Source organism: Winogradskyella epiphytica, assembly GCF_003217215.1.
Classification (GTDB): Bacteria; Bacteroidota; Bacteroidia; order Flavobacteriales; family Flavobacteriaceae; genus Winogradskyella; species Winogradskyella epiphytica.
The window spans coordinates 685,526-705,095 of record NZ_QJTD01000001.1 but is presented as its reverse complement, the minus strand read 5'-3'; the positions used below and the strand labels follow the sequence as shown (position 1 = coordinate 705,095).

The 19,570-nt window shown below is 33.8% G+C and carries 17 protein-coding genes and 1 tRNA gene; 8 read left to right on the top strand and 10 right to left on the bottom strand.

Annotated features, from left to right (window positions below):
* Positions 1–99: 99 nt before the first annotated feature.
* On the bottom strand, positions 100–780 hold the full coding sequence (locus DFQ11_RS03095; RefSeq protein WP_110474156.1) for an SCO family protein: 681 nt from the start codon (positions 778–780) through the stop codon (positions 100–102).
* Positions 781–972: 192 nt separating this feature from the next.
* On the opposite strand from DFQ11_RS03095, the gene rseP reads away from it, so the two are divergent.
* Complete coding sequence (gene rseP / locus DFQ11_RS03090) at positions 973–2,316, top strand: RIP metalloprotease RseP (protein WP_110474154.1); 1,344 nt, start codon at positions 973–975, stop codon at positions 2,314–2,316.
* 83 nt (positions 2,317–2,399) lie between these two features.
* Positions 2,400–2,473 (top strand) — tRNA-Asn (locus DFQ11_RS03085).
* 293 nt (positions 2,474–2,766) lie between these two features.
* Here the strand turns inward: DFQ11_RS03085 and DFQ11_RS03080 are convergent.
* The 7 genes from DFQ11_RS03080 to DFQ11_RS03050 form a co-directional block, all read right to left on the bottom strand.
* Entirely contained in the window at positions 2,767–4,416 is a 1,650-nt protein-coding gene (locus DFQ11_RS03080; protein WP_110474152.1) for a hypothetical protein, read from the bottom strand.
* Between the two features lie 108 nt (positions 4,417–4,524).
* Positions 4,525–5,748 (bottom strand): hypothetical protein, encoded by a 1,224-nt coding sequence (locus tag DFQ11_RS03075; RefSeq protein ID WP_146221495.1) that lies wholly within the window; start codon positions 5,746–5,748, stop codon positions 4,525–4,527.
* Between the two features lie 285 nt (positions 5,749–6,033).
* Positions 6,034–6,717, bottom strand: coding sequence for a hypothetical protein (locus tag DFQ11_RS03070; RefSeq protein ID WP_146221494.1), 684 nt, complete (start codon positions 6,715–6,717; stop codon positions 6,034–6,036).
* Between the two features lie 120 nt (positions 6,718–6,837).
* A complete protein-coding gene (locus tag DFQ11_RS03065) occupies positions 6,838–7,455 on the bottom strand; it encodes a hypothetical protein (RefSeq protein WP_110474148.1) in 618 nt (205 codons plus the stop codon).
* A gap of 58 nt (positions 7,456–7,513) precedes the next feature.
* Positions 7,514–9,202, bottom strand: a complete 1,689-nt coding sequence (locus DFQ11_RS03060; RefSeq protein ID WP_110474146.1) for an ELWxxDGT repeat protein — start codon at positions 9,200–9,202, stop codon at positions 7,514–7,516.
* 820 nt (positions 9,203–10,022) lie between these two features.
* Positions 10,023–10,781 (bottom strand): LytR/AlgR family response regulator transcription factor, encoded by a 759-nt coding sequence (locus DFQ11_RS03055; protein WP_110474144.1) that lies wholly within the window; start codon positions 10,779–10,781, stop codon positions 10,023–10,025.
* Between the two features lie 3 nt (positions 10,782–10,784).
* Positions 10,785–12,809: a histidine kinase gene (locus DFQ11_RS03050; protein ID WP_110474142.1), complete on the bottom strand. Its 2,025-nt coding sequence runs from the start codon at positions 12,807–12,809 to the stop codon at positions 10,785–10,787.
* Positions 12,810–13,187: 378 nt separating this feature from the next.
* On the opposite strand from DFQ11_RS03050, the gene DFQ11_RS03045 reads away from it, so the two are divergent.
* From DFQ11_RS03045 to DFQ11_RS03025, 5 genes are all read left to right on the top strand, one after another.
* The gene (locus DFQ11_RS03045) at positions 13,188–13,523 is read left to right on the top strand and encodes a DUF6150 family protein (RefSeq protein ID WP_110474140.1); all 336 of its coding nucleotides are present in this window, start codon (positions 13,188–13,190) and stop codon (positions 13,521–13,523) included.
* 310 nt (positions 13,524–13,833) lie between these two features.
* A complete protein-coding gene (locus tag DFQ11_RS03040) occupies positions 13,834–14,514 on the top strand; it encodes an ATP-binding cassette domain-containing protein (protein ID WP_110474138.1) in 681 nt (226 codons plus the stop codon).
* A gap of 136 nt (positions 14,515–14,650) precedes the next feature.
* Positions 14,651–15,433, top strand: a complete 783-nt coding sequence (locus DFQ11_RS03035; RefSeq protein WP_110474136.1) for a hypothetical protein — start codon at positions 14,651–14,653, stop codon at positions 15,431–15,433.
* A 69-nt stretch (positions 15,434–15,502) separates the two neighbouring features.
* Positions 15,503–15,775 carry a hypothetical protein gene (locus DFQ11_RS03030; protein ID WP_110474133.1) on the top strand — a complete coding sequence of 91 codons (273 nt, stop codon included), beginning with the start codon at positions 15,503–15,505 and terminating at the stop codon, positions 15,773–15,775.
* Positions 15,776–15,818: 43 nt separating this feature from the next.
* The gene (locus DFQ11_RS03025; protein WP_110474131.1) at positions 15,819–16,253 is read left to right on the top strand and encodes a zinc-finger-containing protein; all 435 of its coding nucleotides are present in this window, start codon (positions 15,819–15,821) and stop codon (positions 16,251–16,253) included.
* A gap of 142 nt (positions 16,254–16,395) precedes the next feature.
* Here the strand turns inward: DFQ11_RS03025 and DFQ11_RS03020 are convergent, their stop codons facing one another.
* Positions 16,396–16,770 carry a hypothetical protein gene (locus tag DFQ11_RS03020; RefSeq protein ID WP_110474130.1) on the bottom strand — a complete coding sequence of 125 codons (375 nt, stop codon included), beginning with the start codon at positions 16,768–16,770 and terminating at the stop codon, positions 16,396–16,398.
* 232 nt (positions 16,771–17,002) lie between these two features.
* Here DFQ11_RS03020 and DFQ11_RS03015 point away from each other — a divergent pair, with 232 nt between their 5' ends.
* Entirely contained in the window at positions 17,003–17,506 is a 504-nt protein-coding gene (locus DFQ11_RS03015) for a hypothetical protein (protein WP_110474129.1), read from the top strand.
* Between the two features lie 21 nt (positions 17,507–17,527).
* Here DFQ11_RS03015 and DFQ11_RS03010 read toward each other — a convergent pair whose 3' ends face one another.
* Positions 17,528–19,564 (bottom strand): ATP-binding protein, encoded by a 2,037-nt coding sequence (locus tag DFQ11_RS03010; RefSeq protein ID WP_110474128.1) that lies wholly within the window; start codon positions 19,562–19,564, stop codon positions 17,528–17,530.
* Positions 19,565–19,570: the final 6 nt, after the last annotated feature.

The following is a 19,570-nucleotide window of genomic DNA, read 5'->3' as shown; positions in this document are numbered from 1 at the left end:
AAAAGTAAGAGAATTTTATTAGTGTGAAAAATATTAGACTTAAAGTTCAATGAAGTGGTTAAAATAAAATAAGCCTGTATTTCTAAATATCTTGGGTTCTCATGAACCTCCAAAATGTTTTAAAACTTCAATATCTTCTAAAAGACGTTCAATATCTTCCGGTTTAGTGCCATCGTAAAACCCTCTAATTTGACGTTTTTTGTCTACAAGCATGAAGTTCTCAGTATGAATCATATCGTATTCATCACCATTTCCATCGGTTTTAACCGCGAGATAGCTTTTTCGTGCGAGTTCATAGATTTGTTTTTTGTCTCCAGTGACTAAGTTCCACTTTTCATCAATAACACCTTTCTCCTGTGCATATTTCTTTAACTGCGCAACATCATCAATCTTTGGTGTTACGGAATGGGAGAGAAGCATAATATCATCATCATTAACTATTTCTTCCTGTATTTGAGCCATATGATCTGTCATTATAGGGCAAATGGTTTGACAGGTCGTAAAAAAGAAGTCAGCTACATAGATTTTGTCTTTATAGTTGTCTTGAGTGATGGTTTCGCCATTTTGATTGGTCAGGCTAAAGTCGGCAATCCTATGATATTTTAATTGATGCTGAATGGTGCTGTCTACCAATTCTTCACTTACCATAGCAGGTTGATAAACGGGAAGCGGCTTTTCTACATTTAATACACTATAGATAATAGTCATGATAATAACACATAGGACTAAAAAGAATATTCCGAATTTTTTGTAGCCTTTAAAAAAAGATAGAAATGACATTTCAGATAGGTTAAATTACAAGCTACAAAGGTACGTTTAGTAGCTGTTTTTCAGAACCTTTTTAACACAATTATGAGGGTTTTTGCGATAGATTTATAAATCCATGTTAAAAATAAATCATTATGAAATACTATAATTTTCTAAATGAGTGTAAAACGTTACTTTTGCAAATCGAAATTTGAAAATGACTACATGGAATTTATTATAAAAATATCTCAATTTTTACTCAGCTTATCATTGCTGATTGTGTTGCACGAGCTTGGCCATTTTATACCAGCAAAACTTTTTAAAACTAAGGTTGAAAAATTCTACCTCTTTTTTGATGTAAAGTTTTCGCTTTTCAAAAAGAAAATTGGAGACACGGTCTACGGTATTGGTTGGTTGCCGCTTGGTGGTTATGTGAAAATTGCCGGAATGATTGATGAGAGTATGGATAAGGAACAAATGGCACAACCGCCACAGCCTTGGGAATTCCGCTCTAAACCAGCTTGGCAACGTTTAATTATAATGCTTGGTGGTGTTACTGTAAACTTCATATTAGCTTATGTTATTTATGTAGGTATTTCTTTTGCATATGGAGATTCGGATGTTAAAGTTGAAAGTTTAAAGGATGGCTATTGGATTGATAACCCAGTATTACAAGATTTTGGTTTTAAGACAGGTGATAAGATATTAGCGATTAATGATATCCCTGTGGTCAATGATTCAGATATTGGCTTTAACCTTATTGCAGCTGAAAGAGTGACAATTAATAGAGATGGTACAGACCAAGTCATAGAATTACCAGAAGACTTTTTAGGACAGTTTTCTTCAAGTAAAAGTAAGCGTAATTTTGAGTTACGTGTTCCTTTTATGGTTGGTCAGGTTGCAGATACATCCTTAAACGTTAATAAGGGATTAGAGTTAGGTGATGTTATTCAAAGCATTAATGGAAAAGAATTAAAGTATTTTGATCAGGTTGAAGACATGACAAAGGGCTTAGAGGGTTCAACTATAACGGTTGAAATTCTTAAAAAGGATAATTCTGTTATTACAAAAGAATTGGAATTAGATGCTGAAGGTAAATTTGGAATACATGCGGCATATGATCCTGCACGATTTGAAGAATTGGGCTATTTTGATGTTTTTAGAAAAGAATATTCTTTAGGAGAGAGTTTTGTGGCAGGTGGACAGAAATTCACCAAAACTATTTATAACTATTTCGATCAGTTAGCAGCAATTTTCAACCCAAGTACTGGAGCTTATAAAGGTTTAGGTGGTTTTAAAGCCATTTACGATCAGTTTTCACCAGTTTGGAGCTGGCCATACTTTTGGGGATTAACAGCGTTCTTATCAATTATGTTGGCGATTCTTAACTTATTACCAATTCCAGCTTTAGACGGTGGTCATGTGGTGTTTTTATTATATGAAATCATTTCTGGACGTAAGCCAAGTGAAAAGTTTTTAGAACGTGCTCAAGTCGTTGGATTCTTCATTTTGATAGCTTTAGTCTTATTTGCCAATGGGAATGACATATTCAAAGCCATAACGAATTAAAAAAAGTTTTAAAAAAATTTAGTTTGAGTTGTGGAAAATGAAAAAATAATATATATTTGCGCTCGCTAACGCGAAAATAACCTTCCTCTTTAGCTCAGTTGGTTAGAGCATCTGACTGTTAATCAGAGGGTCCTTGGTTCGAGCCCAAGAAGAGGAGCAAACAAAGCCATTACGAAAGTAGTGGCTTTTTTGTTTTTACATCAGTACAAGGTCAGTATAACAATTCAAGATCTGGTAAAGAAGGATATCTACAAAATTTTTGATCGAACAAAATTATGGATGGCTTGGTGATTTAGTAAGTTAGCTATGATCATCAAAAGAAACCATTTGAGATCCATCAAAGTTGAAAACCCCTTCTAATTACACACTAAAAGGGGCGTTGGTAAAGCCGTTAACTATAAATACACGATCAGTTATTAAGATTCTGTCTTGCTCAATTAATTTATGGCCCTAATCAATGAGCTCAAAACGCATCCAAACAAAGGCTTTCCTATTATTAGAACGATGTCTCATTCGGCCACGGATAGGGCCTTCTAAAATGGTCTTTCCAGAATAATCAACTTCTCTAAGCGGTAAGGAGGCATTGTCAAAATTATCGAATCTTAGAGATTGACTCACATCACCATCAAAATATTTATGTGTGGCATTTAATTTTTTTGTCCCCTTCAGAATGGCAAGAACGTCATAGATAGCAACCCGCGTTTTTCGAGGGTCGTTGTTGAGTACATTATCATAATTGTCATTGCTAAAGATATCAGTAAGTGTAGTACTGCTATATTCCGTGATCCAGGTGTCTATTGTGAATTCAGCATTTTTGTCATTGGCTTCGTTAGGGGTAATTTCAAAAATAACAGAATTGTTAATATTTGGCGATCGCCTATCAGTAACTTTTGATTCTTGTACTTGAATTTGCCTATCTCTATTGCCGCAAATCAAAGCTGTTGACCCAGCCCAATACCTATTTTGATCTCCTGGTTTACATTTCCTATGGTTTGAGAACTTTTGAATGTCAGTGCTGATTGGTGTTTTTACTTTTCCGTCAGCTTTATATTTTACGTGCTGAGTCATGCCATAATCATCTATTTTGTCACCATCTATTGATACCGCACATTGAATTTCAAGAAGGGTTACTTTTAATTTCAGATTAGGAGTTGGTTTCCACATCGTCTTGGTGGTTGGCTCAGAATAGATGGTTCTTGTTGCTTTGTTGCCTACTTCCTTGCCATTTTCTACTCGTACTGCAGTGATATCATGTGTTACTTTGCCATCTGCTTTGTCCACCTTTATTGAATAGAGTTTAACCTTGCCCCATTGTCCTTTGTTATCCGTGGATAGATTGGTTTTTGTTACTTTTGTAATCACCTTGCCATTTTCTTTATAGGAAGTTGTTATTATGAGTTGAATATCACTATTTCTTTTGGCAGTTCCCTCAAATACAACAGGAATTTTGGTATATGATGAAATTTGCGGCGGAGAAATGATGCGTGTTTCAGTGTCCTCAAGATCTAAATTGATGGCGTTGTTAACGTCTATTTTCTTACCTATTTTTACAGGTGTCTTCATTTTTGTGGGCTGTTTAACCAAGCGCCGCTCAACGTTGGATGACGTGGTTTTTTGAGGCACTAAGGTGAGCTTTGGATTGAGTGCCCTGAATTTCTTTTCTGTCATATCAACCCGAGAAATCATTTGAATGGTCTGATTGGTAGAAACACTGATTGTTTTTGAATTATTGGATTTTGAATTATCTGTAACTATAATCTCGAAACGAAGATTTTTTGAGCCCTCTGGAGCCCATAAATTAATGGGTGTGCTTTTCCATTTCCCATTGTTGTCCGGTGTTGCAGTAAATGTTCCTAAGCCTTGGTCTCCACCACTGTAAATGGCTTTGACCTTAATGGAAACGGTTGTTTTTTTTGGCGCTGTCCCAGCAATAATCAAAGGTGATGAGACTTTTGAGTTGTTTTTTGGTGAGGTGATAGAAAGATCAATACTATTTCGGAATTTCACTTGTGGCTTTTTGTCCCTAATAACTTGAGCATAAAAGGGCGTTGAGACCATTAGGAAAAAATAAACTCCTAAGAATAAAATTACTTTTTTCATGATTAATAATTTTTATTTTAATTGTTTTAAAAGGATTACACGCCACTTGAAGACTTCAGAATCCATTCATTAAAATGAACTTGATGAAATGCCATGGCCTTATTTATTTTATCGTCTTAAATGCAACACTTTAATCTCCGACGGCTTGCTTTTATCTCTAACCAAAATGGTGAGTTTATATTCGTCCTGAGACGCTCGTCCGTTGGTTGTTTGTGGTTTTCCCGTGTTTAATTGCGTGCTCCAATGTCCGCTAGAATTTACTGGAACAGATGTCCAATCTTTGATTAGCCTTCCGTTGCCCTGTCGCTGGTAGTTGCTGGCATTACTCTGTCCTGTTTGTAACCTGATTTCTAAAGTGTGATTTTTTATAGCCCGTCCACTAACTGTTATAGGCGACGTTACCTTTTCACCTTGATAAAGATTGCTCTTTGGGGATGTTATCTTGATTCCAAGCTTTTCTTTTGGTTCAGAAGTTACTGTAACAATATCTGTGTTGCCTTTTTCCTGTTCGTTTACAATTCTAACGGCTGAAATTTTCATGGTTACATTGGCGTCAGCTTCATCCGTTTTAACAGAGTAGAGCTTGCCAGTATTCCAGTTGCCATTTTCATCTGAGGTTACCGTTAGTTTTGTGTGGTCATTTTTATTTTGGCCATATTGGGTGTAACTTCGGCTTACTATAACTTTAATTTTACTATTCTTCTGAGCAGTTCCCGTAACCATTATTGGAATATCAATAGTTGTGTTCTCGATAGGAGAGGTGATATACGTATTAGGCACACTGGATGACGGTTGACGTGTTCGTTGATGTCCTGTCAATGGATCAATAGGGCCGTGGCTCACTCTTTCAGGCATTTTAGTTATTGTAGGATTGAGCTCCATCACCTTGTTCTCAGTCAATTCAACGCGAGCGATGGTTTGAATATCGCTGACAGGAAACACGGTAATTTTTTTTGATCTGGATTTCTTTAAGGTCTGCATTTTAGATTTCTGCACAACCGATTCTGAAGCCAGGATTTCAAAACGTAAGTTCTTTGCATCTTCTGGTGCCCACAAATTGATTGGAGTGCTTTCCCACGTCCCGTTGCTGTTAGGTGTTGCCATGAAGGTTCCCAAATCTTGACTACCTCCCGTAAAAGCTGCCTTAACGCTTATAGATACGTTAGTGTCTTTTGAGGCCGTACCTGTAATCGTTAGGGGTGATGACACCCTGCCGTTGTTAGTTGGTGTTGTGATGGTTAACTGAGTACTGGCATCTGCTTTGTTTTTAACAAGTTTTCCTATAGTTCTCTGTGAGTAGGATTGAAAAGAAATGAGCAGGAAAAAAAGCATTCCTACATTTAAAATTGATTTTTTCATAATTATTAATTTAAGATTAATGTGATGGAACTGCCATTAACAGCGTTTTCCATTTAAATGATTCTAATTTTGACTAGTACATATCTGTATTCTAGAATTTTGAGCTAGATTATTAATAACAAGGTACCCAAGTCAAAACTTTTTTTTTCGGAAACTTTTCTTCTCGTATAGATCTTAAGACCATCAAGTAAATCCGATATAGGTGCATTTTTATAATAGAAATAGTTCCACTGTTATATTAAGATTATTTATTTCAGATTAATTAATGCCTTCGATAGATTGCATATGGATAACCCCCTTAATTTTTACCGACTCTGTCTTAGGGGCTTCTCCAGTATTGAACATCTGAATAGCTCTGAAAACAGCATCAAATTCCACATCACAATCGGCTGTTGAGGTCAAATATTGGGCAGTTTCTTGATCAAGTTTTAAATTAGTTAGATTTATTGTCCCTGATGTATTAGAAAACTGATAATAGCCGCCATTGTCTTCAGACTCTTCAAAGAGCATAAATATTATAGAGCTTTGTTTAATATCGTTCTTAGCTGAACTAAAATCGGAAATGGCGTAGGCTTTCCCATCAGTATTTAAAGCGATTTTTAACTCTGCAGCGAGCGTCATTCCTTCTTTAGTCTTATCCTTGAAATGTATTCGTACCATGTCATCCTCGATATTCTTGGCTTTTTTTGATGAGAAACTACTAGATCCATGTTCTCCATTATTAGGGAATTCCCCTGTAAATGATTGTCCGTCAAAGTCACCTCCAGAGATATGAAATTCATAGGTGCTGATTCGGATATCGTCAGCATTCTTATTTTGCTCATTTAGTTCATTGGATTGCTCACCCAAGAGGTTTTTGTCCTCATTAGTGTCGCGGCATCCAGACGTGAGCATTAATGTGGTAAATAGCAAAGTGTTTACTGTTGTTTTTATGTATTTCATAATAATATGTATTTAGAGTCAGACATTATTTATTTCCGTTCCAACCTGTATGAGTAGCTTTTGTGTCACAATAGCCCCATTTGCCTTTATATTCTGTTAAGTCGTCATTGAACTCAAGGACTAAAGAAACCCAGTTTTTTCTGCCATATCGGTCAACTCCTTTGAGGTCTCTTTAAGCGTGGATTTTCCGGTATCAAAAGAAACTGAAGCGTTTAACTGAAAGTTAACACTAGAGCCAATGGCGCCAATGGCATCTATATCAGCACCTGGCCATTTACCACTTTTTTTACCCTTGATATCTATCACTTTTACATATCTAAAAACATCTGTTTTCTCAACATATTCGGCAATATCTATTGACGAGAAACCGCCACCGGTTCTGCCTACAGAAACCCAATCGTCACTATCTTGTGAAATAAAAACATCAACAGGTTCTGTCAATGGCCCGATTTCCAGGATAAATAAATCTGGTCCTTCGATGTCATATAAAACGTTATCGGTAAACTTCACGATTAATTCTCCACCGTACCCAAGGGTGCAATAGTTGTTTGATTTCGCGTCATCATAATCAGGTATACCTATAACATTTTCAGGTCCAACGCCGTCTATCGGAGCTGGATTACCCACTTTAAAACTCACTACCTCATCTGCAAAAGAAATATCGCTAAATGGAAAAAACACCCTATTTCCATGTCCGTCAGGATACGTTCTGCCAATTTGTGAAAAGGATAGTGACATAATCATGAGTGCTATAACACTTATTGTTAACCGATGTTTTTCATATTATTCATTTTGCTTAATTTTTAATAACCTGTTTTATTTCTGTATGATGGGTATTAGTGGTGATTTTTACAAAATAAATTCCAGGAGCAAATTCTGAAATATCAATATCGGATTGATCTTCCCAAGTTTTTAATCTTTGACCGGTAACTGTAAAAAGATCTACTTTTTGAATCGTTTCTGTAGTTGTGTTGAAGTACAATATATCATTAACGGGGTTGGGATAGGCTGTAACCTTTCGTTTAGACGCATCTTCTATACCTAGATTATTGCTTGTATACTTCCATAGCTCAAAACCATAACCATTATATTTTGCTCTAAAATAAATGGAACCATTAAATTCTACTATCTTATTGTACATACGTTCCACAGAGTTTGATGTATAAGTGGCATCTTCAGGAAAAATAGGTGTTGTTCCTGATTCAGTTCCATCACTTGTCCACAGTTGACTGTTAAGATTAATTGAGTTATCATCTGTAGTGTAACCAATAAAATACAAGTCGTTGTTATAATCCATGAGTTCCATAGGTCCACCAGATTGCGGTCCTGGATATAAATCCTTTACAAGAGAAGTGCCTTCTACTGTGCCATTAGTAACCCAAAGTTCACTTCCATGGGAGCCATCTGTAGCGCGGAAGTATAGGTTTCCATTAAATTCATGGAAAAAAGATGGGGAGCCACTATTTCGAATACCAGAATAAAAATCAAAGAATAGGTATGTCCCTTGGGTGGTGCCATCACTTACATATAATTCTCTGCCCTCATCAGCTAGATTTGCTGAAAAATACAGTTTTCCATTATATTCCACAAAGTTTCTGGGTTCACTATCTCTTGGAAGGCCATTCGGAATGTGGTCATCATCAATATCTTTAACCAAGACTGTACCTTCAAGCGTACCGTCGGTCTTCCAAAGTTCTTCGCCATGAATCCCGTCATCAGCAGCGAAGAATAATTCGCCATTAGCCACAGTAAATTCTGCTGGATCACTACCTTCTGCACCTTGATAAATATCTTTTAACATATAAGTACCAGAGCTCGTTCCGTCACTTACCCATAATTCTTTTCCATGAACGCCATTGTCTGCTCTAAAGTAAAGTTTTCCATTAAATTCTGTAAGATCATATGGTATGGCACTATCAGGACCAAGATTAATATCCTTAACCATTGTTGTACCTGTAGCTGTACCATCACTCACCCATAGTTCACTTCCATGTGTTCCATCACCTGCGCGGAAGAAAAATTGTCCGTTCATTTCTGTGAGTTCAGAAGGGTTAGAACCTTCAGTTCCTGGAGAAATATCCATCATTAATTCTGTACCTTCTGTTGTGCCGTCGGTCATCCAAAGTTCGGTGCCGTATTCTGCTGTGACATCCTTAAAGTAAACCTTGTCATTGAAACCAAAAAAATTGACGGTTGATTGGAATGAGCCACTGCCAATGGAATTTATATTTATTAACTTCTGTGTTCCTTCTGTCGTTCCATCACTAACCCATGGATTAAGACCATCGCTATCATAGGCTTTAAAATATAATTTACCATTATAAACATATAAATGTCTAGGATTACTACCATATTGTCCATTGTTGATGTCTTTCACCATTTCAAAGGTTTGAGCCATAAGTTGAGTAGAGAAAATGGAGCATATAACTAAGAGAACTGTATTTCTAATATTAGATCCTAATAAATTTAGTCGTTGTTGTTTCATGAGGTTTGATTGTTTTGAGGTTTGTTATTTTTGTCTAAATAGTTTTGAAATATTTTTAGGCTTTGAAGGAGACTCTTTTTTGCTATAAAAATGAAGGTATAGCTCGGTTTTTCTTTATCTTACTTAACTTGTAGCTGCTCCAGATGACTCTGATGTTGTTTTAAAATTTGCACGAGCTAATGAGTGCAGAATGATAATGAGTAGGAGGAGTAGAGTATTCATTGCATTATATTTAAAATGGGACCTCACCGTAGTTATTTTAATGGTGGTTGTAACTAGTTGTTTAAGTCGTCTTGATGTATATATAAGTTACCTTGAGTAGGAGTAGTTATAAGGTGGCCTGTGGATAAAATAGAGGCTGATATTTGGAATATAGATTGTGTAAATTGAACCATCGTCGAGAGATTTTAATTTTTTTTAAATAAAGAGTCTAAAGTGCTTAGCTTTCAACTCATGTCTTGAACGGGGATTCAACGCTTAAAATGACTATTAATCAATTTGAAATTGTCCTTTTAAAATTTTTAAAGGTCAGATAAAAGAACGCTTATTCCTACAAATGTAACAGAGGTCATTGCTAATACGGGATGAAATAAGAATTTGGCAAGATAAATTTAGAATTTGAAGAGACTGACTTAGAATTTGGTAAAGAAACCATTGGTGGCTAAAAAATACTATTGTCTAAGTTAGGGATGTGAATTTTAGAAGATAATTGACTTATATCTAAAATGCTTACACTTGAAGAATGGCCCTTGTGTTAAGTTTTATTAAAGTTGTCGTTTAGCATGATTTTAAATGGTACTATGACAAGTCAGTGATTTAATTATTTAAAACGAATCATGGTTTCCAATATTTCATTGATATGCTGTGCCTTCTGCCTTGAAACTGGGATTTCAACCTCGTCATACATTATTAGGCTGCCGCCATCCTGTTTTAAGATACCTTTTACGTGGTGAGGATTTATTAAATGTGATTGATGGACCCTGACAAATCCATGATTTCGTAAAAGTTCTTCTATTTCTTTTAAGGTTCTACTGATTAATATCTTGGTTTGATCTTTACAAAAAATAAAGGTATAATTACTATCAGATTGACACCTAACAATATTTTGAATAACTGTAATCTGATAGCCGCTGCCAGTGGGCAACGCAATTTGTGAATAATTCTTACTAGAGTTCTCTAATTGTTTTTGTAAAATTTTCCATTGTTCTGAACTCGTTTTATTTCGTCGCTTTTCCCAATTAGACAGTGCTTTTACCATGTTTTTTACTGTAATTGGTTTTAAGAGGTAGTTGATAGCGCTATATTGAAAGGCTTTAATCGCATATTGATCATAAGCTGTTGTGAAAATGACGTCGAAGTTTATAGGTTGAATTTTGTCTAACAGTTTAAACCCGTTGAGGTTGGGCATTTCTATATCTAAAAATAATAAATCGGGTGGCGTGTGCTTTATAAATTCTAGTCCACTAATTGGATTTGTGAAAATTCCAATAATATTGTAATCTGCGTGGACTTTTTTTATCAAATTTCCCAAGACATTTGTACAATGTTCTTCGTCGTCTATTATTACTATATTTATCATAGTTCAATATTTATAAGTTAAGGTAATACGTGTTCCTAACGCCTGATTATTTTCCTCGAGATCGTAAATCTCAAGGAAAATAGAGTGGTCATTCAAATAGTTATATAATGTTAAGCGCTCTTGTACAATTGTTGTGCCCATCGACTTATGTAGCTTTTTATTCCTTTCACTTGCTCTTCTGCCAATACCGTTATCTTCAATTATAATTTTTAAATCATTAGTAGTATCGAAAATAATGGTCAATTTCCTCTCAGCCTTTGGGCTTGGGTGTAGCCCATGCCAAATTGCGTTTTCTACAATTGGTTGTAATAGCAAAGGGGGGATTTCGTATTGTGAAAGCACCTCTGTGTTATCAACTTTTATGGTATAATTGAAGTTTTTACCAATTCGACTACGCTCTATGGAAAGATATAGTTCTAAGATTTCCAATTCTTCTTCTACACTAATCTTTTTACGGTTAGTGTTTTGCAATATCTCCCGAAGTAGACTTGCAAAATCGTCGAGATAAGTTACAGCATCGTCATTCCGAGAGCTCATAATTAAGTTTTTTATAGCGTTCATGCTATTGAAAATGAAATGCGGATTCATTTGGGAGCGTAATGCCATCATTTCGGTTTCTCTTATTTTCTTTGTAAAATCATCTTTTGTTTTTTGTGTTTTATCACGTTCTATTTCAGAATATAGATGAATAAGCTCCTCTGTCTTTTGTCGAACTTTCTCATCGAGTTTCCGATTCATAGTTTCTTGTAATCGGTGGTTTTCCTGTAATTGCTTAATCAGTTCGTTACTGGCCTTCGCCTTGTCTTTTTGAAGTAAAAATATATTTTCTCCCAATGCCAGTGAAAAGCAATATACTTCAGCTAATAAGCCGATCTGGAAGATAATATTTGGAGCTTCAACGAAATTAAAAATATGCCCTGGTACAAAACTCATTCCGGAGTAGGCTATATAAGTGCTCAATAATGCGCCTATAAAAAAGAAGGTTTGACCTATAATAAAATAGATTAATAAAGGGTGTTTTACTTTGTAAATTATCCAAAATATCAAGATGAAATTGGTCGGCAAAATTATATAGCGTACTATATAAAAAATGCGGATAGTATACTTTTCATTCAAAAAATAATAGCTAGCGGCAAAATTTGTTATTGCATATAGAAAACATATTAAACTCAAGTATCGGAGGACTGTAGCCAGTAATCGGTCATAAGTGTTTACCTTTAAAAGGTGTAATATGAACAACACATAAAATCCTATGAAAATAAATTGAATGGGTTCAAGTAAATCAGATGTTAGGCTAGGATTATACGCCATAAAATTGCCGATAGGCGCAAGAGTATTGCCGAGCACAAGAAATCCGTAGATAAGTTGGAAAAGGAGATATCCTAAATAATAGAGGTAAAGTCTTTCACGTATTCGTATCCAAAATATGAGTGCGAATATTGAAATTGTGATTAGTGAAATAATGTAAAAATAGATGAAACCTATACTACTAGTTTGTTTTTCATAATTTTGAACATAAGCTTGCCAATACCCTAATTCAGAATAAATAATTGGTGGACCCTTAGGTTTCAGGTTCTCACTGTCAAGTCTTATATATAGTCGCGAATTTTGATAAGGTGCAAAATTTAGTCTTATAAAAGAAGTGTTTACTGTATTTGATCTTTCAAGTAAGGGTACAAAAACACCATTAGTTAGTTTTTCAAAATCTGGTCCTTTTTTTCTATAGACAGTTGTAAAATCATATAGGCTATGAAGATAAATAGGGACACTTTCATTCGAATGATTTTCAATTATAAATTGGAGCCATAGCGAGGTGTCTGTAGTTGCTCTATATTTTGTCTTGTAAGGTTTCCAAGTTGACTGTTGTTTTATCTCTTCAAAAGACGCTTCTCTTTCCGTTTGTAAAACATTTACATGTGGATTGCCAGCTAAATCAACATGAAGAGGGATTGAATCAGCGATAATTTGTCCAAAGACCTGAATAAAACCTATTGATAAATAGCAAATTATAAAGAATATAACTTTCATCAGCACTAAAATACTATTCTATTTTTAAATTGTGGACTAAGATGAAGAATTCGTAGTCATTGGGTTAGCCTTAGAAATTTTAATCATTCTATAAAAACCCTAATGCACTCAACAGATCTAACTAACGCTAGCATTTTAATAGGTATAGTGGTTTGTAATAATATACAGAGCACCCAAATGTCAGCTATTATTCGTAATCTTTAGACCTTATAATGTCCGAAATGATCAATGTTTTATTATTGAATAAGCTCTGATTGGAAGAGCATATAAGAACATCATCCTAAGAATACTGAATGCACCATTCAATTTGAAATTTTTCTGGGAAATAGAATAAATTCAATTTGCGTATCTTTAAATTCATATTTTAAATCTTACAAAATGAAAATTCAAATCAGCTTATTGTTTGCTTTGTGCTTTGGACTAACTTGTTCTGCACAAAAAGTGTTTTCGGTTCAATATGCTAATCAAGCCGATGTGAAAGTGTTTGTGGTTGATTATGAAATTCAGGCCGATTTAAAAGTATATAAAGTCGATTATGCTAATCTCGCAGGAAAAAATAATGGGAAATGGTTTTTTACAAAATATGCCAATCAAGCCGACAAGAAAATTTATGACGTAGATTATCAGAATCAAGCGGATTTAAAAATATACTTTGTAGATTATCAAAATCAGGCAGGATGGCGCAATAAATCAAAACAACATTTAATGTATTAATGGCCTGTTTCTATAAACGCATCAGTAAAACAAATTAATTGAGGATACTTAAAAACATATTACTTTTTCAAAGTAAAATTTTCTTTATATCTTATTTTATAGCTCTCCTTCTAACCGTACTGATAAGTGCAACTCCAACAATATTTGGTGTGTTTTTTCTGTTAGTTTCTCCTTTTGTTCATCTATTAGTTTATGAAATAATGAATAAAAGCCAGTATTATTATTACTACAATTTAGGCTTGGATAAGTATAGGTTATGGCTGTCTACTATTGTAATTGCCCTTATTAATCTAATAGTTTTATCATTAGTATGAGTGAATTACATATAGATAGTTTATCAAAATCATATAATAATAAAGTGATTTTAAGTGATGTCTTTCTCACATGTAAAACAGGAGAGATTAAAGGATTAATAGGAAGAAATGGCTCCGGTAAATCGACGCTTTTAAAAATAGTTTTTGGTGTAGAACAAGCCGATTTTAAGTATGTGAAAGTCGATAATAAAATAGTTGAAAATTTATCAGAGGGTAGACGCCTTATTAACTATTTACCTCAAGACAATTTTCTTCCCAATGGCGTAAAAATTAAAACTTTAATAAATCTGTTTTTGCCAAAACAGAGTAGAACAGTTCTACTAGAAAATGAACATGTTAAACCACTTTTAAATAGGGAAAACAAAGAATTATCTACAGGTCAAAAAAGGATAGTTGAAATATTGCTAGTTATTCATTCTAATGCGAAGTTTATTTTATTAGATGAGCCTTTCAACGGAGTCAGTCCTATTTTTAAAAAATATATCATGACCTATATTCTCGAAATGAAATCATCTAAAGGCTTTATTATTACTGATCATGACTATGAAAATGTTCTAAATTTAGCAGATAGTAATTATTTTTTAAAGAATGGCTACCTAAAAGAAATTGTAAGTGAGGGGGAATTAGTAGAGCTAGGATACATTACAAAATCTGCTTATACCAAAGTCTCTAATTAATTTTTTAGCATAAATAAATCAAGGAGAACTTCTGAAGTTTATGTTATTCTTATTAAGTTAATTGCTCAAACGTGAAGCTAATCTGACAAGAAGCAGAATCACAAAGTCTTTCTGTAATATCCAACAATAATTTAGAATGAAAAAAGCTGTATCTATAATTACCTTACTAATCTTATTCACAAGTATCGGAAACGCTCAATCGGATAAAATTAAAATCTACTCAGATGATTTGAAGGCATCTAATTATTTACAAATGGACGATTTCTACTTAACTCATTATTTGTATATCGATTTGTTCTTAAGAGAGAATTTATTTCCAGAGGCTAGTCCAAAGGATGTATCTTATGTATTGGGTGCTATAAAAAAATATGTTTCACCAGAACACCCATTGAATATTGAAATTGTTAAACCTGATGATAAAAACTATAAGATTAAAGTATCCATATTAAAAAAAGAAGACGGTACAGAACTTTTAATTGCCTTTACAAATTGGAGCACAAAAAAAAGGCTGTTTGAAGATGACATAAAGATTAAAAACGATTCGTATACAAGATGGTATTTTTTAAATGGAGATAAAATGACGTATAGAAAGGATATGTCAGATCAAAATGACTATTCTATAATGAGTAAATCGGACTTAGCAAACGCCTATTTATTAGATGAAATAAGAGAAAACGATTCCGAAATAGAAGATACGCTTAGAGAGATTTTAAAAGTAGAAGGTTTAAATGTTAGTGACGCTATAATGGCCAATCTAATACTGTTAAAGTATCAAATATTTCAGAGAAATACCGAAAGTGCAGATAGGCAAGTTAAGTATTTGAATGACTTATTTGATGCAAATGCATCTCAAAAAAACTTAAGAGGCTTAAAAATGGCATTTAATGCCACAAAATTTCAAATAGAGTTGATGAAGTAAAAGCTGATTTTACCACGACAGAAATTCAATAGTTAAGGTGTTTTTCAACATTCAATATATTTTATAATTATGCGCTTTTTAAAATTTCTAAAAAACCTCTTTAGTACCAAAGAACTCACAGAGTATGAGTTAGCAAAAAGAACCATTAAAAAAATGGGATATAAAAGTGATGGATCTGGTGCATTTGTTAAAGATTCTAGAGAGGGTAGGACCATGATTTGGATAACTAATAATGGTGTCAAAATAAAAGCCTATTTCGGAGGCTATGCTGAATCAGAATTTTTACCTCGTCCTATAGATAAAGAAAAACTGAAGTATTTTGTCAAGATAAATCAAGTATGAAGTGTTGTAATGTGTCGACTTTTATTAAAATAACACTTGCTTTATGAGTTATACCTATTTAGAAATTATAAACGGAAAAATATGCCCTTACTGTGAATGCGAAAGTAAATTAGTTAAGGGTGAAAATGTTTATCCTCATAAAATAAATGAAACGCCTAGGCCTTACTATTTGGATAAAATGTTTTACCAATGTATAAATAATCCGAATCATTATGTCGGGACTTATAAAGATAATGAAACCTCGCTTGGGAGAATCGCAGATACTGATTTAAGAAGATGGAAAAATAAAGGACATCGTGCATTTGACCCTTTATTGAAAAATAAAATCCATTTCAAAAATCAACAAGAGGCTTACCAATGGCTTTCAGACAAAATGGAATTGCCAATTGAACACACGCATTTTGGAATGTTTACTATTGATCAATGCCAAAAAGCCATTAAGTTTTGTGAAGAAATGATAAATGAAAGTAACTCTTAATACTGTCTAACATTATATAAGCCCATCAAATTTTATGATCTTCTATCACATCCTGATTGTCAGAAACAGGTTGACTTTTAATTTATAAGTTTCAATGATTTTTCTGGGTTTTGTAAGTAATACGCTATTGGCATTAGAGATTTTATTTTGCTTTAAGACGAATCAGTTCTGTGAAAAATTCATTTTCTTCCCTTAATGAAGTACAGGTCAATTTGGCTATGAAATTTATGCCCTTTTCTTTAAAATTGGCGATGTGAGAATTGTTTACATTAATTTTATGGATGAAATAATCTATTGAAGTATTATTAAATAAACTTTTGATGTCTTCATAGCTAGCCATCAATGATTCAAGTTTTTGATGGTTTGCTTCCTGTGCTTGCTTAAAATACCAAGATTGACTATCTGCGGTTGCAAGTTTTTGACTTAAGGCGGCATATTCCATTAGTATAGTTGCAAGCGTTGATTCGCTTTTCTTCTTTATAATTAAGTTTTCAATATTTTTAAGGCTTACCTTCATATTTTATTTTGAATTCTTTAAAGTGAACTAGTGAGCTAGGTTTTTCATATAAGCAATTACAGCTTTCCAGTCGGGGAAACCTTTTCCTTCTGCAGCGAAGTGAATATGTTTACCTGTAAAGTTACCGGCTCCATTTGCTGTTCTATCATCTATAAGGAAATCTCCTTTTGCTAAGTTTTTATGAATTCATCTCGATATCTATCTAAATTAATTTTAACGTCAAATATTTTATATGGATTTACAGTACTTTATTAACCATGCCGATTCTCTATTCACCCAAATATTTATGATTGTGATGGGTCTATTATATGCTATGGCTATCGTAATTGGCTTTAGTTATAAAGCCGTGAATATCTATTGTTATTTTGTCCTGTTTCCTGCTTCGTTACTCCTGTTTGTTTTTAAATCGAAGTACAAATATTTGATACTTCCATTAACCTTTCTATTTTTTTTAATTCCAGGAATAGAAGACTATTCTGTAGTTTGGTTTGACTATGCTGTGGTATTCTTAAATAGTTATGCCGATGTATTTAATTCAAACTATATCAATGCTTCGGTGTATTTGTGTGTGCTGGTTCCCGCTTTGATTTATTCGTTTGCTATTTATAAAAGATTTGGTTGGGAGGTGTTTAAGATTATTTCTGGAGTTGTTATAGGCTCTGCTGCCTTGTATCTCCTTACTATCTTTCCGAATTTCAAACCTTTCTTGGAGTATTGTGTGTCAATCGTACAGTAATTAAACCGTTGAAAAAAGAGTTTACTGTAAGGAGAAATATTTTGATAATGTAGATTGAAGTTTCTCTTTAGATAAAGGTTTACAGAGGAAATCGTTCATGCCTACGAGTAAGGATTCGTCCTTGGCTTGCTGAGTGATATTTGCTGATAAGCCGAAAATTAAAATATCTTTATCAGTACTTCTGATGGCTTTAGTGGTTTCAAAACCATTCATTAAAGGCATGTAAATATCCATAATGACAACTTGAAATTCTTTTTGTTTTATTTTATCCAATGCAACAATACCATTCTCGGCCTGTTCAGTTTTAATACCCAATTGCTCTAATATTTTAGCTAGGACCAAAATGTTGACTTTATTATCGTCAACAATTAATACGTTTAGACTTTCCTTGATGACAGGGGCTAGGTCTAATTTTTTACTCTTATTATCGTCTAGTACCTGAAAAGGTATTTCGATAGTAAATACACTTCCTTTATTGACCTCACTTTTCACAGAAATTTTACCGCCCATTAGTTTTGCGAGCTTATCGCAAATGGTAAGTCCTAAACCACTTCCTTCATGTTTTTTCTTTAAACCGTAATCAGCTTGAGTAAATCGTTTGAAAATTTTAGTTAAGCGATGTTTAGGAATACCTATTCCTGTATCCTTAATACTAATGGATACAATAAGTCTTTCGCTAGTAAAAGATTCTTGATATGAAACATAAGCACCACCTGTAGAGGTGAATTTTAAGGCATTTTTTAGTAAGTGTATAAGAATTTGGCTGTAACGCTCTTTATCGCCTAGTACTGTTGTTCCGGAGTTAGAGACAAAATCTAAATCCAAAACGATATCTTTTTCTTCAAACTCAAAACTAAAATCCTTTATAATTTCAGCCAATTCTTGTGATGGAGAGAAGGGTACTTTTTTTATTTTTATATCACCAGCTTCAATTTTATCTATTTCTAATACATCATCCACTAAACCCATTAAGGTTTGTGAAGATTTATCCATTAGGTCTAAAAAGGTTTTATCAGCATCTTTGTTTTTAGAATGCTTAAGCACTTCAATAAAGCCTAAAATAGCATTCAATGGTGTCCTTATCTCATGACTCATATTAGATAAAAACTCTGTTTTGGCTTTCGAAGCTTTCTCGGCTTTGCTTCTTGCTTTATCTAATTTTTTATTAATGATTTTTAAATCTTCATTTACTTTCAAGACTAAAGCAGATTCTGTTTTTGCTCTTAAATAGAAATAGATGATAAGACTCAGCAGTGATGAAATTAATACTCCGAAGTAAAGCATGTTGGAAATTGCCTTACTCTTATCCATTAAAAAGGTAGAAGATGCAGGGGTAATTTTCATTGACCAATTCTGTTGATCTAATTCATCTATAGAAAACTTATGCGTATACACGAAGTCTAAAGAATCGCTTAAAACGGAATTGTGTGTATAAAAGATCGAGCCTTTTTCGTCCCGCATAACAATTCCATAGTCGGGTAAGCCAACAGCGAAACTATCTAAATTTTTTTTAAAATCCATTCCAGCTGTAATTGTCCCTTGAAATCTGTTTTTAAAATAGACCGGAACATCCACTAAAAAAGATTTACCTCCTTGTTTTAGGTCGGCCCATTGAGTAATATTAGTTGAGCTGTCTTTGATATGTCGTATCCATTCATCTCTACGATACTCTACGGTCGATATGTCTAAGCCTATTACGGCTTCGTTCCCTTTAAGCGGATTTATTTTTCTTATGACCATAGAACTGTCTATCCATTCAAGAAACTTGAAGGACGGATTTTGTTCTAATATGATTTGGGCATCATGTTCCCAATAGTTGAAATATTCACCGTCAGTAATTTGGAGTCGCTGCTTGAGATTTTCTAATCGTTGGATATCACGATTAATGATGGAGCTAAACTTAGTAGTTAATAGTTTCCCGGAATTATTAACTTGATGTTCAAGTGCTAATTTTTGTTCCTTGATTGACCTGTTCCATAAAAATAGAACAATGAGATTTAGGAGAATAAATGAAAAAAGAGAAATGAGGAACTCCTTCTTTTTTAATATTGAATCCATTAATGC

Coding starts and splice junctions, on each gene's coding strand:
- DFQ11_RS03095 (WP_110474156.1), bottom strand. CDS start 780: ATGTCATTTCTATCTTTTTTTAAAGGCTACAAAAAATTCGGAATATTC.
- DFQ11_RS03065 (WP_110474148.1), bottom strand. CDS start 7,455: ATGTCACTATCCTTTTCACAAATTGGCAGAACGTATCCTGACGGACAT.
- DFQ11_RS03010 (WP_110474128.1), bottom strand. CDS start 19,564: ATGGATTCAATATTAAAAAAGAAGGAGTTCCTCATTTCTCTTTTTTCA.
- DFQ11_RS03050 (WP_110474142.1), bottom strand. CDS start 12,809: ATGAAAGTTATATTCTTTATAATTTGCTATTTATCAATAGGTTTTATT.
- DFQ11_RS03075 (WP_146221495.1), bottom strand. CDS start 5,748: ATGCTTTTTTTCCTGCTCATTTCTTTTCAATCCTACTCACAGAGAACT.
- DFQ11_RS03020 (WP_110474130.1), bottom strand. CDS start 16,770: ATGAAGGTAAGCCTTAAAAATATTGAAAACTTAATTATAAAGAAGAAA.
- DFQ11_RS03080 (WP_110474152.1), bottom strand. CDS start 4,416: ATGAAAAAAGTAATTTTATTCTTAGGAGTTTATTTTTTCCTAATGGTC.
- DFQ11_RS03040 (WP_110474138.1), top strand. CDS start 13,834: ATGAGTGAATTACATATAGATAGTTTATCAAAATCATATAATAATAAA.
- DFQ11_RS03045 (WP_110474140.1), top strand. CDS start 13,188: ATGAAAATTCAAATCAGCTTATTGTTTGCTTTGTGCTTTGGACTAACT.
- rseP (WP_110474154.1), top strand. CDS start 973: ATGGAATTTATTATAAAAATATCTCAATTTTTACTCAGCTTATCATTG.
- DFQ11_RS03055 (WP_110474144.1), bottom strand. CDS start 10,781: ATGATAAATATAGTAATAATAGACGACGAAGAACATTGTACAAATGTC.
- DFQ11_RS03060 (WP_110474146.1), bottom strand. CDS start 9,202: ATGAAACAACAACGACTAAATTTATTAGGATCTAATATTAGAAATACA.
- DFQ11_RS03025 (WP_110474131.1), top strand. CDS start 15,819: ATGAGTTATACCTATTTAGAAATTATAAACGGAAAAATATGCCCTTAC.
- DFQ11_RS03030 (WP_110474133.1), top strand. CDS start 15,503: ATGCGCTTTTTAAAATTTCTAAAAAACCTCTTTAGTACCAAAGAACTC.
- DFQ11_RS03070 (WP_146221494.1), bottom strand. CDS start 6,717: ATGAAATACATAAAAACAACAGTAAACACTTTGCTATTTACCACATTA.
- DFQ11_RS03015 (WP_110474129.1), top strand. CDS start 17,003: ATGGATTTACAGTACTTTATTAACCATGCCGATTCTCTATTCACCCAA.
- DFQ11_RS03035 (WP_110474136.1), top strand. CDS start 14,651: ATGAAAAAAGCTGTATCTATAATTACCTTACTAATCTTATTCACAAGT.